Source organism: Pedobacter suwonensis, assembly GCF_044762335.1.
GTDB lineage: Bacteria > Bacteroidota > Bacteroidia > Sphingobacteriales > Sphingobacteriaceae > Pedobacter.
Map to the genome: position 1 here is coordinate 194,287 of NZ_JBIWEB010000007.1, position 18,654 is coordinate 212,940.

Consider the following 18,654-nt stretch of genomic DNA (forward strand, 5'->3'; position numbering starts at 1 on the left):
TTTACCACAGAGAAAACGGAGTTTTACACGGAGGACAAAAGACGTTTTTATGTGTATGGATCGTCTATCATTCACCGCAAAGTACACGAAGGTTTTCGCGAAGAGCGCTAAGTTTGTTTTACCACAGAGAAAACAGAGTTTTACACGTAGGACAAAAGACGTTTTTATGTGTATGGATCGTCTATCATTAACCGCGAAGTACACGAAGGTTTTCGCGAAGAGCGCTAAGTTTGTTTTACCAAAGAGAAAACAGAGTTTTACACGTAGGACAAAAGACGTTTTTATGTATATGGATCGTCTATCATTAACCGCAAAGTACACGAAGGTTTTCGCGAAGAGCGCTAAGTTTGTTTTACCACACAGAGAAATGAGTTTTTCACAGAGGGTAAGAGAGATTTATATATAGAACGGTTTATCAGATCAAGGATAGACTATGCGCTGTGATTCTTTGTGCTTTTCTCTGCGTACTTTGCGGTTGAAACGCAAAATTATTCCATAAAGCCAACAGTGCCCCCAACCCAATCGAAATCGGCGTTATAGCGTACACCGATCATTTTACCGCGACTAAGACGGGCAAGATTAATGCAAAGCTGGGGTTCACCACCATCTGGCCACAAATACATCATCCTGATTTCGGCTTTTACACCACCATCCGGCGATTGTACTGCAGGCTCATAATTTACTTTACGCTGTAAAATCCAGTTTTCAGGATCCTTGATATTGGTAATGTCCGTTTCAGTTACATCAATAATAACGCCCATGCCGGCGAAAGAAAATAAGGGTTTAAGCACATAATTTTCTAAATCGGCGGGTAGTTTTTCTGTTTTGTTTAAAAAGCGTGTTTCAGGTACAAACTCACTTTTGAGAAAAGGCATGGTGAACTTACTGATCCGATAAAACCAATTGGGATGCGTTACCCATTCCACTTCGAGTTTCTCACGCGGATCGAAGCTGTTTTTAAAGATTTCGGCGTTATTGGCTACTTCATCAAAGATCAGGCGGTTATAAATTCTTTTTAACTGGATTTTTTTACCATCTTCTTCGTAAAAGAGCCTTTTGCCTTCTTTTTTAATTTCTTCCAATGCCAAAATTTTAATGCCAAGCATTTTTTGGGTTACAAAAAAATCAATCGCTGTCTTCTGGTTTGGGGCATCAACATCCATTAGCGCCACTTCTTCGGGTTTGTGCTGGCCAATAATAACTTCTTTTAGTAAGGCGATGTATTTATCTTCAGTAAAACCGTTTAAGAAATGGTTCACGGAATCATCAATGTCAAAACTACTTTTATAAGTTTTTGCCAGGTGATGTTGAAAGCCATACAGGGAAGGAAATCCTTGCATTTCGATCAACATTGGGGTAAGTTCCCCAGCCTGATTTTTGCATATGCCGAAATCAAAAGTTAAAAAATGTGGCTGGTCATTTTCATTAGGTACATTCCATTCGGATGGGATTGCCTTTTGCGTAAGTGCTTTAAAGTCAGGTTGCTTAATCAGTTTTATGATTTCTTCACCAGCCGCAATTAACTTCTCTTTTAAAGATTTTGGAACAAAAATAGGCGTTTCAGCCACCCGAAACGGAATTTCCGGATAACTGCTTTGCAGTTGAGCGAGGAAATTTTGGTATTTCTCGTTAGTGAATTGTTGATTGTATTTTTGGCGTTGGGCAGGTATCATAGGTTTTTATAGTTTTCGTCATGGCTACAAAAAATCGTCATTGCAGGTTTTCGATTTTTCATCGAAACGCAATCTTTTAATCTCAATAGAATTGCTTCACGCATTCGCTCAATCCATTTCTTCAGTTCGCAACGACGGCTGTTTTTGCAAATTCCCAACGGCTTTTTTTAAAAAATTAGGTAAGATAATACTTTGCGTTAATACAATCCTCGCCGGATCATCCAGACTGTTCAGCATATCCAGATACTTTTGTTCGCCGTGCATATCTACAATGGCTTTTTTCTTTTCTTCTTGAAGTAGGTACATTTTCATGCCCACCGGATCAGCTTCTGGGTGGAATTGCGTACCAATGATTTCATCAGAAAAGCGGATCGACATCATGCAGCGTTCTAAATCTACATGTTTGCGTTCTTTTTCAATGGCCAATAATTTTGCGCCTTTTTTCTCAAAAGCAGCAAAATCTGGTTCTATAACCTGCCAGTCTCTGCTATCGACCGAAAAAAAGGGGTTCGTAATGCCATTAAAAATTTCGTCTTTTTCTCCATCTTCAGTCAGGGTTATCGGGAAAATACCAAAAGCATTCGAGCGTCTTTCGGTTACGTTCCCCAAATCATATTTTCTACAGGTCAACTGAAAGGAGTGACAGATCAAAAATGCATACTTTTTTCTTTCTTTGTTTTTATGGTTAAAATCTTCTATCTGATCTAAAAGATTAAAGAAATCATTTTCCCATTTTTCGCCTTTACTTTCAATTGGGCTGCCCGGGCCACCGCTTGAAATATAAGCATCATAATCTATGCCTGGTATCTCTCCTTTTTGCCTTAAATCAAAAATATCGAAACTTAAATCAATATCGTTTTCCTCTTTAAAACGGGATAAGATTTCCTGAATTCCCCGGATGCCCTGGTTGGGTGCACCGTTATTCATGTCAATAACGGCTACTCTTAAGCTTCTTTTATCCATCCTAAAATTACTTTGCGCCTATAAGTGTTTGATTAGTAATGTAATCTACCACCGCGTCAAAGCTACCGGTTTGCTGGTAAACGGCCAGCTGCCGGTCTGCACCAGTACCGTGTTCTAATATTTTATGTACGTAATTAATATCATCGCGGCAGCCCAAATCATCCACTACATCATCCACAAAATCCAATAATTCCAAAACAAGGTTACGGCAGTTTACTTCCATTTCTTTTCCAAAATCGATCAGGTTTCCGTCAATTCCGTAGCGGGCTGCCCGCCATTTGTTTTCGTTAATCAATGCTCTTGAATAACTGATAAACTCCATATTCTGTAAACGCAGTTTGTACAGTTTGGCACATAAGGATTGAAATAAGGCTGTAAGCGCCATCGTTTCATCTACTAACATCGGGCAATCGCAAATGCGGAATTCAACGGTATCAAAGAAAGGGTGCACGCGGATATCCCACCATATTTTTTTGGCGTTATCCATGCAATTGGTTTTGATGAGCAGTTTTACATAACTGTCATAATCTTCAATGCTGTTAAAAATATCAGGAATTCCGGTACGCGGAAATTTGTCGAAAATTTTAGTGCGGAAAGATTTATAGCCAGTATTGCGCGATTCCCAGAATGGAGAATTGGTTGATAAAGCAAAAACGTGTGGTAAGAAATACCTCACCTGGTTGGCAATGTGGATAGCCAGTTCGCGCGATTGGAAACCTACGTGTACGTGCAGACCAAAAATGAGATTAGAACGTGCAGCCTCCTGTAGTTCGTTCACAATTTCGTTGTAGCGTGGGTGTTCGGTAATCAGCTGCTTTTCCCAGTGAGAAAAAGGGTGTGTGCCCGCAGCTCCAATCCGCAGGCCCTGCTCTCCGGCCAGTTGAGAAACTGTATAACGCAATTGAGCAATTTCCTTGCGGGCTTCGGTAGTGGTACGGCAAATACCTGTTCCCACCTCTACCACAGCCTGGTGCATTTCTGCCTTAACCTGGTCTTTGTGTATTTTTTGTGCGGCTTCAACAATTTTTTGTTCGTGAGAAGTAAGTTCTCTGGTAACGGGATCAATTACCATGTATTCTTCTTCTATGCCCAGCGTAAACTCGTTCATCCTTTATTAATCATAAATTAAATCCCCTTTATTTTTTTACTGCAGCTTTTTTAGGTTTTGCAGTTGTTTTTTCTGTTGTTGCCGCTTTAGCCTTTTCGGTTGGCGTAGTTTTTTTTGACGCGGCTGTTTTAGATACCTTTGATCCAGCTTTAGCGATTAGGGGTTCGCCTCCAACTGACGATTTAATGTAGTCGCCCCAGGTTAAATTATCTTGTCCGTCTTTTTGTGCTTTGGCTCGTTCTATCGCATAGTTTGCTGTGGTTTCTACTACCCAATCAAAATTTTCCTGACCAACACTTTTAATGTCGGCATCTGGAGCCGGGTTACAGAAGTCGATAGCAATAGGTACTCCATTACGCACCGCGAACTCTACCGTATTGAAATCGTATCCTAAATAGCTACATAGTTTTAAAGTATATTCTTCAACCGTTTTAAGTAATTTCGGATCTGGCGATTTACCCTCGGTTGCATATCGTAAATGATGTGGGTTACGTGGGTCGTACTGCATAATGCGAACATGTTTGCCACCTATACAATAACACCTGAAATATTCTTCGAAAATAATCTCTTCCTGCAAAAGCATCACTAATTGCTGGGTGCCACTGTGTTTGTCAAAAAAATCTTCTTTATCATGAAGTTTATAAACATCTCTCCAGCCACCGCCATCGTAAGGTTTCATATAAGCCGGAAAACCCACGTACTCAAAAATCGCATCCCAGTTTAAGGGCATTTCCAGGTTAGAAAATGATTCGGACGTTGTTCCCGTTGGATGTTCTCTGGAAGGGATCAAGGCCGTTTTAGGTACTGGAACACCAATTTGTTCGGCCAGGGCATTATTAAAAAACTTCTCGTCGGCACTCCACCAAAATGGATTGTTGATTACGGCAGTTCCTGTAATGGCAGCATTTTTTAATGAAGCGCGGTAGAATGGTACATCCTGCGAAATACGATCTATGATTACTGAATAACCCAGTGGTACATTCTGAAATATCTTATCGATTTTAACGGCTTCGGCAGTAATGCCCTTCTCTGCTTTTTGATTAATTCTTTCGATTACGGCTTCAGGAAAAGAGCGTTCCTGTCCAAATAAAATCCCTATTTTCTTCATTGGTAAATTTTAAGTTTAATTGCTTAACTGGTTAATCGGTTAATTGTTTGGTGATTATAACCTAAATCGACTGGTGACTTAAGACTGCCGACTTCGGACTAAACTAAAGCTGTGCAATATAATCCGGAAACATTTCTCTCCAGATTGGCCAGTCGTGATCTGCGTTTTGTCTGATATCCAGCCAGTGGTTGATGCCCTTTTTATTTAGGATGTTGGATAAACGCTCATTATCTGACCTGCACATATCGCGGTCGGTTGTACCTAAAACAATTTTCATGTAATGTAGCTCAGGATTACTGTTGTTCAATATGAAATCAATCGGGTTATTAAAATAAACATCATCATTGTAGAAACCGTCTAGCTGGCCTGTTATATCGAAAGCGCCACTCATGCTAAACATATGGCTAACCAGCCATGGATGCCTGAAAGCGAAATTTGCAGCGTGATAACCACCAAAGCTGCAGCCGGCGGTAATCATTTTACTATGGCCGGTTTCGTGCCTGGCCAGCGGGGCTACTTCTTCCAATAAATATTTATCATACCAAATGTGGTTTTTAACCCTGTCGGCAGGATGAATACTTTTGTTGTACCAGCTCAGTTTGTCAATGCTATCCGGACAATAAATTTTAATTTTTCCTTCGTTGATAAATCCCGCTACAGAATCGATCAATTTGAAATCCTTATTTTCAAAATATCGACCCATACTTGTTGGGAACAGTAGGATAGGGATGCCACCGTGACCAAAGATGAGCATGTCGATTTCGCCACTTAAATTCGGGCTGTACCATTTCTTATGTTCTTCTTTAACCATAATACAAATTGAATGTTTAAGGTATAAATTAAAATCTACAATAAGAATAGTGTCAATATTAAAAATGAATGAAATGAGGCGGAGATGGTAAAAAATATCCTATGATAATTAATAGTTTATAGAGATTTGTAACTTTGCAGCCTAATGCTGAGGCGATAGCCATGTGATAGGGATCTTGATTATGAAGTACACCACCATTTTATCGGTAAAAGTTAATACCACCAACTTTAAAATATCTTCAAATTATTTAAAACGTGAGGTAGAGATAGATATTTATACGCCCGAAGGTATTTTGGGTAATGAAAAAATAGAACTTCTTCTGTTAAACGACGGACAAGATGTGGCCAAGATGCATTTTAGTCAGATTTTGGAAGATGCGCATCATGCTAAAAGAAACCATAGGCTAATTGTGGTGGCCATTAAGGCATCAGACGATCGTTTAATGGAGTATGGGGTTGCTGGTGTGCCGGATTTTAAAGGGCGTGGCGCAAAAGCAAACCTCTATGCCGATTTTGTAGTCAAAGAACTTTTGCCTTTTGTTAAAAAGAAAATTGCGATGCCGATTACCGGTAAGGTGGGTTTCGCCGGATTTTCTCTGGGAGGCCTCTCTGCTTTTGATATTGCCTGGAATAATCCTGCTTCGTTTGATGTTGTCGGAGTTTTTTCGGGTGCATTTTGGTGGAGAAAAAAGGATTTAAATGATGGCTATACGGATGCTGACCGCATTATGCATCAGCAGTTGGAAAACACTTCCGGCAAGCCGGATATGAAATTCTGGTTGATGACCGGAACGGAAGACGAAGTTGCCGATCGGAATAAAAACTTAATTATCGATTCTATAGACGATACCATTGATGTGGTTAAAATCCTATTAAATAAGGGTTACAAAAGGCCCGATCATGTTTTTTACTACGAGAAAGTTGGTGGCAAACATAATGTACCTACCTGGGAAAGTGTGATGCCTGCTTTTTTAAATTGGGCATTTGAGGTTTAGTATATTACATCAAGTTCGACAATTTCTCTTGAATTTCGTCACCCTGAATTTATTTCCGGGTCTAATAAGTGTAAAGATGCTGACCACGTAGTAGATACAAGACAATTGAAAATACTATTTCGACTTGTAAAATAAATTCAGCATGACGACCATTATTTGAAGTTATTTATACTTCAAAAAAATACCGGTATCAAATATTGTCCATAAACAGCTTCGTTGTCCACAGCTTTTTAAAGCAGCATTAGCCCAGGTATTACAGGTTTTGAAAATACTGTAACTTCCTTTGGCTTCATAAAAAGCATCGCCGATATCATAATGAATGTTTGATTGAACAGCAATTAAATGCCCTGAATCATCTTTTTTAAAGCTATTTAAAATATAGCGGACCAGCTGCTGATATTGTGTTTTGCTGATCATGATTTTTATACAGTTCTCATCTTCCCTTATATTTTTATAATAAGTAGTGTGCATGGCCGAGGCGCTTAAGCCAGAAATTGCCCGTAGAGCGTTACTTAGTTTTAGGTCTGAAAATTCTGGAGTTTCCAGGTAAAACTTTTTATCGCCCCAGCCCATGGACAGATAATGATAACTACTGTCGGCCTCTAAAGTGTTATGGTAAGGGATTTCTTTTGTCCAGTTAATTTCTGAGCTAACAGCCGGAACAATAATATCGGTATGCACACCATTTGTCATCATGTATATGTCTACTTCCTTCGCATTTACAGGATTGGCATTTATTGTAATACGCGAGCAGCAGAATGCAGTAATGAAGTAAATCGCAATTAGTGCACTAAAAACGATTAAAGATCTGCCTGTATACCTTAAAATCCTTTTGTTCATCCCAGCTTTATTGTTTCCATTAACATCAACTGCATTTAAGTAACGAATTTATAGAATAACTATGTTAATCGATTTTATTGATGTTAATATCGAAAAACATGATTTTTTGCTCGTACGAGTTATCGCTATCTTGACAGCATGATAAAAGGATTGTTTGAAACGCATATCTATGTTGAAGATCTGGAAAGATCGATTGATTTTTACAGCAATGTTTTAGGTTTAACGCAATGCCTTTATGAAGCCGACCGGAGAATTGCGTTTTTCTGGATTGGCAAGCCGCAGGAAGCCATGTTGGGGATTTGGGAAAAGCCAAAAAAAGAAATTGATGTAAGGCACTTTGCATTTCGGTGTGAGGTGGATGATGTATTGAATAATCAGTTCAGTTTTTGGAATCTAAAAACCTTCAGCCTTATAATTTTCTTAAGAGTGCCAATCATGATCCCATGGTTTTTGCCTGGATGCCTGCTGTGGGCCATTTATTTTAATGATCCTGATGGACATGCATTGGAGTTTATTGCCATTTTAGATGGAGAAGCCAGACCTGAACTGGGTGTGGTAACTTATCCGGATTGGTTAAAGCTAAACTTATAAATCGGAATTTATGGCTGTTATCTTAACGCATTAATTGTTCAAATTAACAGGTCTAATTGTTATGAATTATTAATAGTCTAGTTTATTAATTAATTTCTTTGTCTTGAATTATAATGCCGCCGCCTTCGCAATGAATTAACACGGTACATTCATCCCGTCTATCTTTTACCAGAACTTTGGTGTTGATTTTACAAAGTTTTTCTGCCAATTCATCCTGAATTTCAGACCACTCCTGGCTAAGGGTTTCCAATTCCTTTTCTTTGCGTTCCCTTTCTATACAGGCAATAAGGTGTTCGTCGGCCTGTGGACCGGTAATGTATTCTTCCTTTGATAAATCCGGTAATTCAGCTGCATCCATAGCCCTTTTTGCTGCTTCTACTTCAAGCGACTTTTCTTCATATTGATCAAATAATTCCTGTATTGATTTTTCCATTTACATAATACCTTCAAATTAGTCATTTGTTTTATTCATTTGAATTTTAATGATTTTTTAAACAGGCTTTTGGTTTTTAAACCTGATGGAAACGATTGACCAGAATTTTTGATGAAGACTAATTGTACAACAGGATCGATCAAACCGAAAAGCTGCCGGAATTGCTTTTCTAATTAAAAATGAGACTATTGCAGCGTTATCAATGCATTAAATAGTAGGCGTTATAGTGAAAAATCCATTTCTAAACACTATCTTTGCGCCAAATTTGAGGCGCATTTTATGCAAAAGATTAGAAATATAGCTATTATAGCACACGTTGACCACGGTAAAACCACGTTGGTTGATAAGATTTTACACTCTTGTTCTATTTTTCGTGACAACGAACAAACAGGAGAGTTGATATTGGATAACAACGATTTAGAGCGTGAGCGTGGTATCACAATCGTGTCTAAAAACGTTTCTGTTAAATATAAAGATGTAAAAATTAACATTATCGATACACCTGGTCACGCGGATTTTGGCGGTGAAGTAGAGCGTGTTTTGAAAATGGCCGATGGTGTACTTTTACTTTGCGATGCTTTTGAAGGGGCAATGCCTCAAACCCGTTTCGTAACACAAAAAGCTTTGGCATTAGGTTTAAAGCCGATTGTGGTTGTAAACAAAGTAGATAAAGAAAACTGCCGCCCTGAAGAGGTTTACGAGCAGATTTTCGAATTGTTTTTTAACCTTGAAGCTACTGAAGAGCAATTGGATTTCCCGGTTATTTACGGTTCATCTAAACAAGGGTGGATGAGTACTGACTGGCAGAAACCAACAACTGATATTTTCGCCTTATTGGATGCTGTGGTAGAAAATATTCCTGCTGCACCAATAAACGAAGGTACATTACAAATGCAGATCACCTCGTTGGATTATTCGTCTTTCGTAGGTCGTATTGCAATTGGCCGTGTTCACCGCGGTACCATTAAAGAAAACCAACCGGTTACTTTAATTAAACGCGACGGCAAAATCGTTAAATCAAGGGTAAAAGAACTTTATACATTCGAAGGTTTAGGTAAGGTAAGAGCGACAGAAGTAAGCTCTGGCGATATCTGTGCGGTTGTAGGTATTGACGGTTTTGAAATTGGTGATACTATTGCTGATTTTGAAGCACCGGAACAATTACCCGTAATCAGTATCGATGAGCCGACAATGAACATGTTATTTACCATTAATAACTCACCATTCTTCGGTAAAGAAGGTAAACTGGTAACTTCTCAAAGGATTAAAGACCGTTTGATCAAAGAAATGGAGAAGAACCTGGCATTAAAAGTTGTTGAAACTCAAGGTGCAGATTCGTGGTTGGTATATGGCCGTGGTATCCTTCACTTATCGGTATTAATTGAAACGATGCGTCGTGAAGGTTACGAATTGCAGGTAGGTCAGCCACAGGTTATTGTTAAAGAAATCGATGGTAAAAAACATGAGCCAATCGAAACCCTGATTGTAGATGTACCTGCTGAAGTTTCTGGTAAAGTAATTGAATTGGTAACCCAACGTAAAGGTGAGTTATTGATTATGGAACCAAAAGGCGATCTACAACACTTGGAATTCGAAATTCCATCTCGCGGTATCATCGGTTTACGTAACAACGTTTTAACTGCAACAGCTGGTGAGGCGATTATGGCACACCGTTTCAAATCTTACGAACCTTGGAAAGGGACGATTCCTGGCCGTTTGAATGGTGTATTAATTTCGATGGATAAAGGTACCACTACTGCTTATTCTATCGATAAATTACAGGATAGAGGTCGTTTCTTTGTTGATCCGGGAGTTGATATTTACGAAGGACAAATTTTGGGAGAACATATCCGTGATAATGATTTAGTAATCAATATCGTGAAAGGTAAAGCTTTAACCAACATGCGTGCATCTGGTACGGATGATAACACCCGTATCGCACCGGCAATTAAATTTTCGCTGGAAGAGGCTATGGAATACATCCAGGCTGACGAGTACATCGAAGTTACTCCGGTAAGCATGCGTTTACGTAAAATCTTCTTAACTGAGCAAGAACGTAAAGTTAAAGGAAAGCAATTCGCTTAATCCTACATTCCTTAGCGGGAATAAAATATAGATCAAAAGCCTCGATGTAAATCGGGGCTTTTTTTATGTTAAATGGCTTAATAATTTAGTATTAAGCTGAAGGATGATTTGGTTTTCGATTTAATCACAATTGCCATTTTCTGTCAGGCTTTTTTCATAAAACTTATGGGAATGTAAAGTTAACAATCTGGTGGCAATCGGATTTACCGGCAATTTTAAATTTGCGGTTCAAACAAACTAATTATATCGTGATTCATAAAGGATTATCCAAGGCGGGTATATTTTTATTAAATGTACTCTCTCTATTGCCGCTATTTTTATTATATGGATTGGCAGATGCTTTTTATGTATTGCTGTTTTATATTTTTGGTTACCGCAGAAAAGTGGTTAAAGAAAACCTGATGAATGCTTTTCCGGAAAAAAACGCCACTGAAATTTATGCAATAGAGAAACGGTTTTATAAATTTTTGGCTTCACTTTTTATAGAGGTGATCAAAATGAAAAGCATTTCTAAAAAGGAGTTGAACAAAAGGGTAAAATTTAAGAATGCCGATCTGGTAGAAGCCTATCTGAAAAATAATGAAAGTGTACTTTTCTGCTCATCGCATTATGGTAATTATGAATGGGTATGCATGGCTATTGGCCTGAACTTTTCTGGTGAACATTTTCCGATTTATAAACCTTTAAGCAATGAAGCTTTTGATAACTGGTTCCTGAAGATGAGAAGCAAGTTTGGCAATAACATGGTATCCATGCGACAAACCTTAAGGGCGGTCCAAGCCAATAAGCATAAGTCAACTATATTCACTTTTGGCAGCGATCAGGCACCTTCAAAAGATGAATCAAATTATTGGACAATCTTTTTAAATCAGCAATCTTCTATACAGTTGGGGGTAGAAAAAATCGCCAGGAAAACCAACCGCCCCGTTTTTTATCTAAAAATCAATTATTTGAAGAGAGGTTATTATGAAGTTGATTGTGTGCCTATCTGTATAAATCCATCTGAAACAGGAGATTTTGAAATTACCGATATGCATACGCTCTTTCTGGAAGACATCATTAAAGAATCACCCGCTTATTGGCTGTGGAGTCATCGGAGATGGAAATATAAGCCTGAACCAAAGGTTTCATCAACCCATATAAAAGATTATGATATTATGGATGCTATGGCTTAGCTATATGCGTTGTTATAAAAATGAAATCTAACATTTTCGTGGCAAAATTTTTCCAGGTGCTTTATAAATTAGCGTTTCAACTACCCTGATGATTAAGACGTGGATTTCCCGTTTGGGAATATTTCTTTTAAGCACATTAGCCTTGCTTCCATTATCTGTATTGTACATTTTCGCTGATGGAGCATATCTGTTACTGTATTTTGTATTTCGCTACCGCAGGGAAGTGGTGAGGGAAAATTTGCTGAATGCACTTCCGGATAGAACATTACAAGAGATTTTAATTGTCGAAAAACGATTTTACCGTTATCTGGCCTCGCTGGTGTTTGAAATTGTTAAAATGCAAAGTATCTCTAAACAGGAGATCGAAAAACGCTTTGTGTTTAAAAATAAAAAACAGGTTCAGGAATATTTAGACCGCGGCCAGAGTGTATTAATCTGTTCGGCACATTATGGCAATTGGGAGTGGGGTACATTAGGTATCGGACTCAATTTTCGTGCAGATCATTACCCTATTTATAAACCTCTTAGCAATCCGGTATTTGATCATTGGTTTAAAAAAGTACGAAGTAAATTTGGTAATAAATTAATTGCCATGCGGCAGACCATGCGGGCATTGCAAGCTAGCAAAGGCAAACCGAGCATGTTTAGTTTTGGTAATGACCAGGCACCTGCCAAAGATGAATCTCATTATTGGACCGATTTTATGCATCAGCCCAGTTCCATACAGTTGGGAATTGAAAAAATTGCCATGCGTACCAATCAGCCTATATTTTATTTTAAAGTGAATGTGCTGAAACGTGGTTTTTATGAGGTTGATTGCGTGCCGCTTTGTTTAAATCCTGCCGAAACCGCTTCGTTCGAAATTACTGAACTGCATACCCGTTTTCTGGAAAAAATAATCAATGCACAGCCCGAATACTGGCTATGGAGCCATAGGCGGTGGAAGTATAAACCTCAGTATTAAGTTCTTTTTCAGGGAAATTAGCCAAAGCGGGTATAATTTCCTAAATCCTTTATATTTGCCTTACAACGCCTATCTATGAAGACAGTCAAAAAAATATTATTGATCCTGATTTATACTTTTTTTTTATCGTTGCTGGCCTTATTCCTTTGGAAACCTTATTTGTTGAAGGTATTAAAATACAGAACGCCAAATGCTGAAACCTATAAAGTTTTTCCGCAGGAAGTTTCGCATAGAAGCGATTCGGTTTTTCATTTTATAAGATCGGCAAAACAGCGGAACGATCTGGATACGCTTCGTGTTAGAGATGGCGATAGCCGCTATATTCCATTAAAAGACTATTTGAAAAATGGACAGGTCAATGCTTTTATCGTGATCAGGAATGATAGTATCTTGTACGAGAGATATGCTAAAAGTTACAGCGATAGTACGTTAACCAGTATATTCTCAGGCGCTAAAAGTATGATTTCTATTGCTGTAGGTCAGGCATTGGCCGAGCGCAGCATTAAAAGCCTGGATGATAAAGTAACACAGTACATTCCCGAATTAAAATCCAACCCCGCTTTTGAACAGATCACTTTAAAAAATCTTTTGGATATGAAATCGGGCCTTGAGTTTCGGGATGCTTTGGGTGGTATAGTAAAAGCATTTTTTTCTGACGAGGCCAAGTATTATTATACCGGTAATATGAAAGCGCAACTGATGAGGGTCAAACTGGTTAATCAACCAGGTACGGTTTGGGTGTATAAAAGTATCGACCCGATTTTGTTAGGCTGGGTTTTAAAAAAGGCCACCGGAAAATCGGTAGCAAAATATTTTGAAACTCATGTGTGGCAAAAGATAGGTACCGCGTATCATGCAACCTGGGGTTTAGATCAGGTTAACGGCCTCACCAATACGGCAAGCCGTTTTCAGGTTACGGCCATTGATTTTGCAAAAATCGGCCGTTTATATTTAAACAAGGGTAAGTACAATGGAAAGCAGGTGGTTCCGGAAAGCTGGGTAAATCAATCCACCCATATTGGAACAGAAAAGCCTGCATCGGCTAAAGGATGGCAGAAATCGGCACACCATTATCTCTGGTGGATCCCGCAAGAAGGGGATAAGGGCGATTATGCGGCTGAAGGGATGCTTGGCCAACGGTTATATGTTGATCCGAAAACGAATACCATCATTGTGCAGTTTGCTGATCACGGCGCAGGAAATTACCCTTACCGGAAAATCAGCAGATATCTGGCTGGATTGCCGTTTAGTTATCCTAAAGGTTAATAACCACAGCGCTCAGTGAGTTATCTAAAAGAAACGAGTGAAATCAGGCTATTTTGGTTTATACTAAGATTCAAGAATAGATAATACCATCATTTTTAGCTATTCTCTGTTTACTCGGTGCTATTTCTTTGTGACCTTTGTGGTAAAAGATTTAGACATATTTCTATAAAATAGTACCTTGTCATTAAATGGAAAACAACGACGTAAAAATTTCAAAAAAGAAACCGATTTTTCCCGTTAGTCCTGCTTTGCAGAAATATTTGCGTACCTACCAGCGTGAAGCGAAATTGCCCATCGGTTATAATGACCTGATGCAGTTTAATGAGGCTTTTCCGCTAATGGATAAGTTTGGTAAGGACTCATTATGGGAAGGACCTATATATGCTCAGGATTTAATTGAAAGATTGCATGATGGCCTAAAGGAAATTTATGCAAATCTTAAAGCTTCGGGGAACCTGCGCATTGTTGAGCATAAGTACATTGATAGAATAGAATATTGCACATTTGGCAATACCCACCCTTTCCGTATCCGTATTGTAAACCGTTTAAATGATGTATATGATTACTTCTACGTAAAAAAGGCTGACGCCTCCAGGATTTACGGACTGGAAATGGAAGAAATACTTTCGCCGAATCAGGTAAATTACCTTGTAGATGGCAATACCTTGGTAGAAGAACATATTGCCGGCATTCCAGGTGATGTTTTTACAAAAGGGCAATTGTATACACCAGAGTTTAACCCTACACGTATAGCTAAAGAATTTGTAAAATTTAATGAACGCTGTTTGATTATGCTTTTGGGCGATATGCGCGCCTATAATTTTGTGGTTCAGATTACACCTGATTTTGATGATATCCAGTTCCGTATCCGGGCGATAGATTTTGATCAACAGTTTTACGAAGGTAATTTAAGAGTTTACTTACCGCAGTTTTTTAAAGAAAACCTGCCTTACGTAAAAATGAGTATGGAGCAACTGACAGAGAAAACGGTATTGCAGTACCAGCAGGAGGAGCGCTCATCAATTGTACACCGTGTACGAAGCGAACGACACCGTTTAACCGATCTTCGGGATGTGTCAAATAAAGAAGAGCTAACTACACCCGAAAATATTGCTTTACTTAAACAGGGAATGAGCGATTATTTTAAGGATACCAATTACCTGCGGTGTAAAACCATGACCGATATTATTGAACTGAATATCAAAAATATCATCAGGCAGGTAAAGTTATAAGTGGTGTTGGATGTTGCCATCCGATACTGAAAGTCGTCAAATTTATGTGGTGTTGGATGTAACCATCCGACATCGCAAACGGTTCTGTAAGGTAATTCCATTTAGAAAGTAAGGTTCCTCAGGTGGTAACAGCTGACGGCCTAAAAAAGTAGCTTAAAAGAAAAACGGCTGACAAATTGCCAACCGTTTTTGAGTGAATCTAGAAAGAGCGTCCAAAATTTTAGGCATGTTGGCCTTCATGAACTCCTTCGGCAAATTCCTCTACAATTTTATCGTTAAATGCGGGTAAATCTTCAGGGGTACGGCTTGTAACCAAACCCTGGTCTACTACCACTTCTTCATCAGACCAGATCGCTCCGGCATTAATTAAATCCTTTGAAATATTTTTTACCGAAGTTAATTTTCTGCCTTGCACTACATCTGCGTTAATCAACGTTTGTGGACCGTGGCAAATGGCAGCAACTGGTTTCCCATCGGAGAAGAAAGCTTTTACAAAAACCAATGCATCTTCATTAACCCTTAACTGATCCGGATTAATCACACCACCTGGTAAAAGTAGTCCGTTATAGTCATCAGCGTTTGCTTCTGAAATGGTTTTGTCAACGTCAACTTCTATCGACCAATGGTCCTGATCCCAGGCTTTTATTTTTCCGCTTTTCGAGGAGATGATGTGAACGGTTGCGCCCTCTTCTTTTAACCTTTTAACTGGTTCGGTTAATTCTACTTCTTCAAATCCACTCTCTGAAAGTACAGCAATGGTGCGGTTACTTAATTGTCCCATAATCTTTAAATTTTTAATAGGTGATATATTTAAAGACAGTTAGGGAAAAGTATTGTTTTCAGAAATTTAAGATTGGGGAATAATTTCAAGAGTTATTGATTTGTTTACCTGATAATTATAAAAGGCTTCATAAATTACCCTGCTTACAATTGTTTTGATCGGACTGGCATCTTTAAAGCTATCCAGAGGATATTTAATCTGAAAACAGGTACGCAGTTTATTTTTCGTGAATCCGATTTGTTTAAGTACAGTTACTGTAGATTTATTAAAATAATCGCTAACCAAAATATCTGCAAACGGGGTTAGACGGATAATGATTTTGTTCTTTTTAACCGAAAACTTGATATAAAGATTTTCTTCTTTACGGAGGTTAAAAATGAAAGCACTAAATCTTATTTTCAACCAGATCAAATACCGCATCATCAAATTCTTGTCCGTCATGAAAAGCAGCAATTTTGCGACTGTTTAAGTCATCTAAATTCATTCTTATTTTCTGAATTTGCTCTTTAATGTAATCACTAATTTGTTCATGGTTTAAAGAAATCTTTTCATAAAGACTGATATGGTTTTCATATTCTTCTTTTTTTAAATAGTAAGGATCATTAAGTGCTTTGAAGATGCGAAGGTGGTTATTAATATAAATTAAAGCCTTCTGGTTTACGTGAGCAGATTTATAGTCTGATTGTTCTACCGCTCCCTTTATCCACAGTTCAAGCTGTGTTTTTTCTTCTTCATAGTGAGAAATGAGCTCGTTAATTTCTTCATTCATAAATTAATCATTTGTTCTTCTATGCTTGATAAAGTACCATGCTAAATTGCCCGCAATAATCATATGATTAAAAATATTGGGGATCAAGCCATAATATTTAGTAAAAATTTTAAACCGTTCTTTTAAACTTTCCCGGTGTTTTTTCTTGCTCATGCCACCAACCAGGTATTTGGCTACATAACGGTGTACATTTACAATATTAGATGCCTTTTTAGCCGCTTTGATAATCCAGTCGATATCAGCGCTGTATTGGTAAGTTAAATCATAAGGCGTAATGATGCTGCGGCGGATATAAATGGCCTGATGACTGATATTCATGCCATATTTAAAACTCTTCCAGTCGAACTCATCTGGTGCTTCGTGCCTCCTTCGGCCTAAATTTTCCCAGTTATCGTTATACATTTCAGTTTCGCCGTAATATATATCGGCACCGGGAGCAGTTGCAAAAACATCTTCTACCGTGTGGTTGTCATAAATCTCATCTCCCGAGTTCATAAATAACACATAATCACCTGTTGCCAAGGCCAAACCTTTATTCATGGCGTCATAAATGCCCTTGTCGGGTTCTGATATGATTTTCGAGATCCGGTCCTTATACTGCTGAACTACCTGCAGTGTTCCATCAGACGAGGCTCCGTCAATGATGATATATTCAATGTTTTGATAAGTCTGATTTAAAACAGATTTCATAGTACGCTCAATGTCGCGAACGTTATTGTACACAATAGTGATAACGGTTAATTTGGGCATGGGTTAATCCATTAATTTTTTAAAGGTTTCGGCATCCGGAATTAAACCTTTAAATGCTTTAGGTAATGTTGCACTGGTTTTGTAGGTAGAAACACCCATTGCTTTGTTAAAATCGCGGAATGAAAATTCTACAATTTTATTCTTCTTTTCTTTGCAAAGTATGATGCCTATTGATGGCTGCTCATGTGGCAGTTTAACATATTCATCAAGAGCAGATAGATAGAAATTCATTTTGCCTAGGTACTCAGGTTTGAATTTTCCGGTTTTTAGTTCGAAAACAACCAAACATTGTAAACGGCGGTTAAAAAACAAAAGATCTATAAAGTATTCCTCATCTTCAACAATCAATCTGTACTGGTTGCTGATAAAAGCAAAATCAGTTCCTAACGACATTAAAAACTTCTTAATATTGTTTACGATTCCACTTTCTAAAATACGTTCGTCCTGTTCATCGGCATCTTCTATATTAATAAAATCTAAAAGGTATTCATCTTTGAAAGATTGGAGGGCTTTATTCCTGATCTCTTCGTTAGAAATCGTTTTCAAAAAGTTATTCGGTAAACTGCCGGAGTTACTGAATGATTTGTTTTTAAGTTGGTGCTTTAAGGTACCAACACTCCAAAATTCGATAGCTGCCTTTTGGATATAATATATCTTTTCTTCAATCGATTGTGAATTCTGTAGAATTTCAATGTGGTGGGTAAAACTGATGTTGAAAAATGTCTTTTCCAATTGGTCCGTTACTGACGGTCTAAATTCAATATGTTCAATATCAGTTGTTTGTAATTGGTCCGTCAGTGACGGGCTAATTAAGATTTGTTCTCTCCACGATTCGAAAAAGAACCTCATCCGTTTAATATTTGTGCCTGAAAATCCTCTTAAACCTGGTAACTCTAACTGTAAATCATTAGAAAGATTATCTATCACTTTGGCGCCCCATTTCTCTTTTTCTACCTTTTCCGAAATGAATTTACCTACTGTAAAATAGAGCAGTAAAAGCTCTTTGTTTACAAAAGTAGCTGCTTTATACCGGCTCGATAAAATAGCAGATTTTAATGCTTTAATACTTGCAGAATAGTTTTCGATGCTTTCCATTTACCAGTTCAGTCGG

General features: G+C 38.2%; 19 protein-coding genes. 7 read left to right on the top strand and 12 right to left on the bottom strand.

The window, feature by feature from the left end:
• Positions 1–488 precede the first annotated feature (488 nt).
• From ACIQXP_RS13460 to ACIQXP_RS13480, 5 genes are all read right to left on the bottom strand, one after another.
• Entirely contained in the window at positions 489–1,673 is a 1,185-nt protein-coding gene (locus ACIQXP_RS13460) for an ATP-grasp domain-containing protein (RefSeq protein WP_293742878.1), read from the bottom strand.
• Between the two features lie 108 nt (positions 1,674–1,781).
• On the bottom strand, positions 1,782–2,636 hold the full coding sequence (locus tag ACIQXP_RS13465; RefSeq protein ID WP_293742879.1) for a type 1 glutamine amidotransferase: 855 nt from the start codon (positions 2,634–2,636) through the stop codon (positions 1,782–1,784).
• A 7-nt stretch (positions 2,637–2,643) separates the two neighbouring features.
• Positions 2,644–3,744: a carboxylate-amine ligase gene (locus ACIQXP_RS13470; protein WP_293742880.1), complete on the bottom strand. Its 1,101-nt coding sequence runs from the start codon at positions 3,742–3,744 to the stop codon at positions 2,644–2,646.
• A gap of 28 nt (positions 3,745–3,772) precedes the next feature.
• Positions 3,773–4,852: an ATP-grasp domain-containing protein gene (locus ACIQXP_RS13475; protein ID WP_293742881.1), complete on the bottom strand. Its 1,080-nt coding sequence runs from the start codon at positions 4,850–4,852 to the stop codon at positions 3,773–3,775.
• A 103-nt stretch (positions 4,853–4,955) separates the two neighbouring features.
• On the bottom strand, positions 4,956–5,663 hold the full coding sequence (locus tag ACIQXP_RS13480) for an esterase family protein (protein ID WP_387505671.1): 708 nt from the start codon (positions 5,661–5,663) through the stop codon (positions 4,956–4,958).
• A 181-nt stretch (positions 5,664–5,844) separates the two neighbouring features.
• On the opposite strand from ACIQXP_RS13480, the gene ACIQXP_RS13485 reads away from it, so the two are divergent.
• Complete coding sequence (locus tag ACIQXP_RS13485; RefSeq protein ID WP_387505672.1) at positions 5,845–6,657, top strand: alpha/beta hydrolase; 813 nt, start codon at positions 5,845–5,847, stop codon at positions 6,655–6,657.
• Between the two features lie 162 nt (positions 6,658–6,819).
• Here ACIQXP_RS13485 and ACIQXP_RS13490 read toward each other — a convergent pair whose 3' ends face one another.
• Positions 6,820–7,497: a TIGR02117 family protein gene (locus ACIQXP_RS13490; RefSeq protein WP_387505673.1), complete on the bottom strand. Its 678-nt coding sequence runs from the start codon at positions 7,495–7,497 to the stop codon at positions 6,820–6,822.
• A 138-nt stretch (positions 7,498–7,635) separates the two neighbouring features.
• Between ACIQXP_RS13490 and ACIQXP_RS13495 the strand changes: the two genes are divergently transcribed.
• Positions 7,636–8,088 (top strand): VOC family protein, encoded by a 453-nt coding sequence (locus ACIQXP_RS13495; RefSeq protein ID WP_387505674.1) that lies wholly within the window; start codon positions 7,636–7,638, stop codon positions 8,086–8,088.
• 85 nt (positions 8,089–8,173) lie between these two features.
• Here the strand turns inward: ACIQXP_RS13495 and ACIQXP_RS13500 are convergent, their stop codons facing one another.
• Complete coding sequence (locus tag ACIQXP_RS13500) at positions 8,174–8,521, bottom strand: hypothetical protein (protein ID WP_387505675.1); 348 nt, start codon at positions 8,519–8,521, stop codon at positions 8,174–8,176.
• A 279-nt stretch (positions 8,522–8,800) separates the two neighbouring features.
• Between ACIQXP_RS13500 and typA the strand changes: the two genes are divergently transcribed.
• The 5 genes from typA (at position 8,801) to ACIQXP_RS13525 (ending at position 15,243) form a co-directional block, all read left to right on the top strand.
• Positions 8,801–10,606 carry a translational GTPase TypA gene (typA, locus tag ACIQXP_RS13505; protein ID WP_134204246.1) on the top strand — a complete coding sequence of 602 codons (1,806 nt, stop codon included), beginning with the start codon at positions 8,801–8,803 and terminating at the stop codon, positions 10,604–10,606.
• Between the two features lie 248 nt (positions 10,607–10,854).
• The gene (locus ACIQXP_RS13510) at positions 10,855–11,781 is read left to right on the top strand and encodes a lysophospholipid acyltransferase family protein (RefSeq protein WP_387505676.1); all 927 of its coding nucleotides are present in this window, start codon (positions 10,855–10,857) and stop codon (positions 11,779–11,781) included.
• An 88-nt stretch (positions 11,782–11,869) separates the two neighbouring features.
• Positions 11,870–12,745, top strand: coding sequence for a lysophospholipid acyltransferase family protein (locus tag ACIQXP_RS13515; RefSeq protein WP_387505677.1), 876 nt, complete (start codon positions 11,870–11,872; stop codon positions 12,743–12,745).
• A gap of 75 nt (positions 12,746–12,820) precedes the next feature.
• On the top strand, positions 12,821–14,011 hold the full coding sequence (locus ACIQXP_RS13520) for a serine hydrolase domain-containing protein (protein ID WP_387505678.1): 1,191 nt from the start codon (positions 12,821–12,823) through the stop codon (positions 14,009–14,011).
• Positions 14,012–14,199: 188 nt separating this feature from the next.
• A complete protein-coding gene (locus ACIQXP_RS13525; protein ID WP_293742891.1) occupies positions 14,200–15,243 on the top strand; it encodes a hypothetical protein in 1,044 nt (347 codons plus the stop codon).
• Positions 15,244–15,463: 220 nt separating this feature from the next.
• Here ACIQXP_RS13525 and ACIQXP_RS13530 read toward each other — a convergent pair whose 3' ends face one another.
• The 5 genes from ACIQXP_RS13530 to ACIQXP_RS13550 form a co-directional block, all read right to left on the bottom strand.
• The gene (locus ACIQXP_RS13530) at positions 15,464–16,024 is read right to left on the bottom strand and encodes a type 1 glutamine amidotransferase domain-containing protein (RefSeq protein ID WP_090984325.1); all 561 of its coding nucleotides are present in this window, start codon (positions 16,022–16,024) and stop codon (positions 15,464–15,466) included.
• 66 nt (positions 16,025–16,090) lie between these two features.
• On the bottom strand, positions 16,091–16,426 hold the full coding sequence (locus ACIQXP_RS13535) for a hypothetical protein (protein WP_387505679.1): 336 nt from the start codon (positions 16,424–16,426) through the stop codon (positions 16,091–16,093).
• On the bottom strand, positions 16,410–16,793 hold the full coding sequence (locus ACIQXP_RS13540; protein WP_387505680.1) for a hypothetical protein: 384 nt from the start codon (positions 16,791–16,793) through the stop codon (positions 16,410–16,412). Before ACIQXP_RS13540 ends, ACIQXP_RS13535 begins: the two co-directional genes overlap by 17 nt.
• 3 nt (positions 16,794–16,796) lie before the next feature.
• Positions 16,797–17,543 carry a glycosyltransferase family 2 protein gene (locus ACIQXP_RS13545; RefSeq protein WP_387505681.1) on the bottom strand — a complete coding sequence of 249 codons (747 nt, stop codon included), beginning with the start codon at positions 17,541–17,543 and terminating at the stop codon, positions 16,797–16,799.
• Between the two features lie 3 nt (positions 17,544–17,546).
• Complete coding sequence (locus tag ACIQXP_RS13550; RefSeq protein WP_293742894.1) at positions 17,547–18,638, bottom strand: PDDEXK nuclease domain-containing protein; 1,092 nt, start codon at positions 18,636–18,638, stop codon at positions 17,547–17,549.
• Positions 18,639–18,654: the final 16 nt, after the last annotated feature.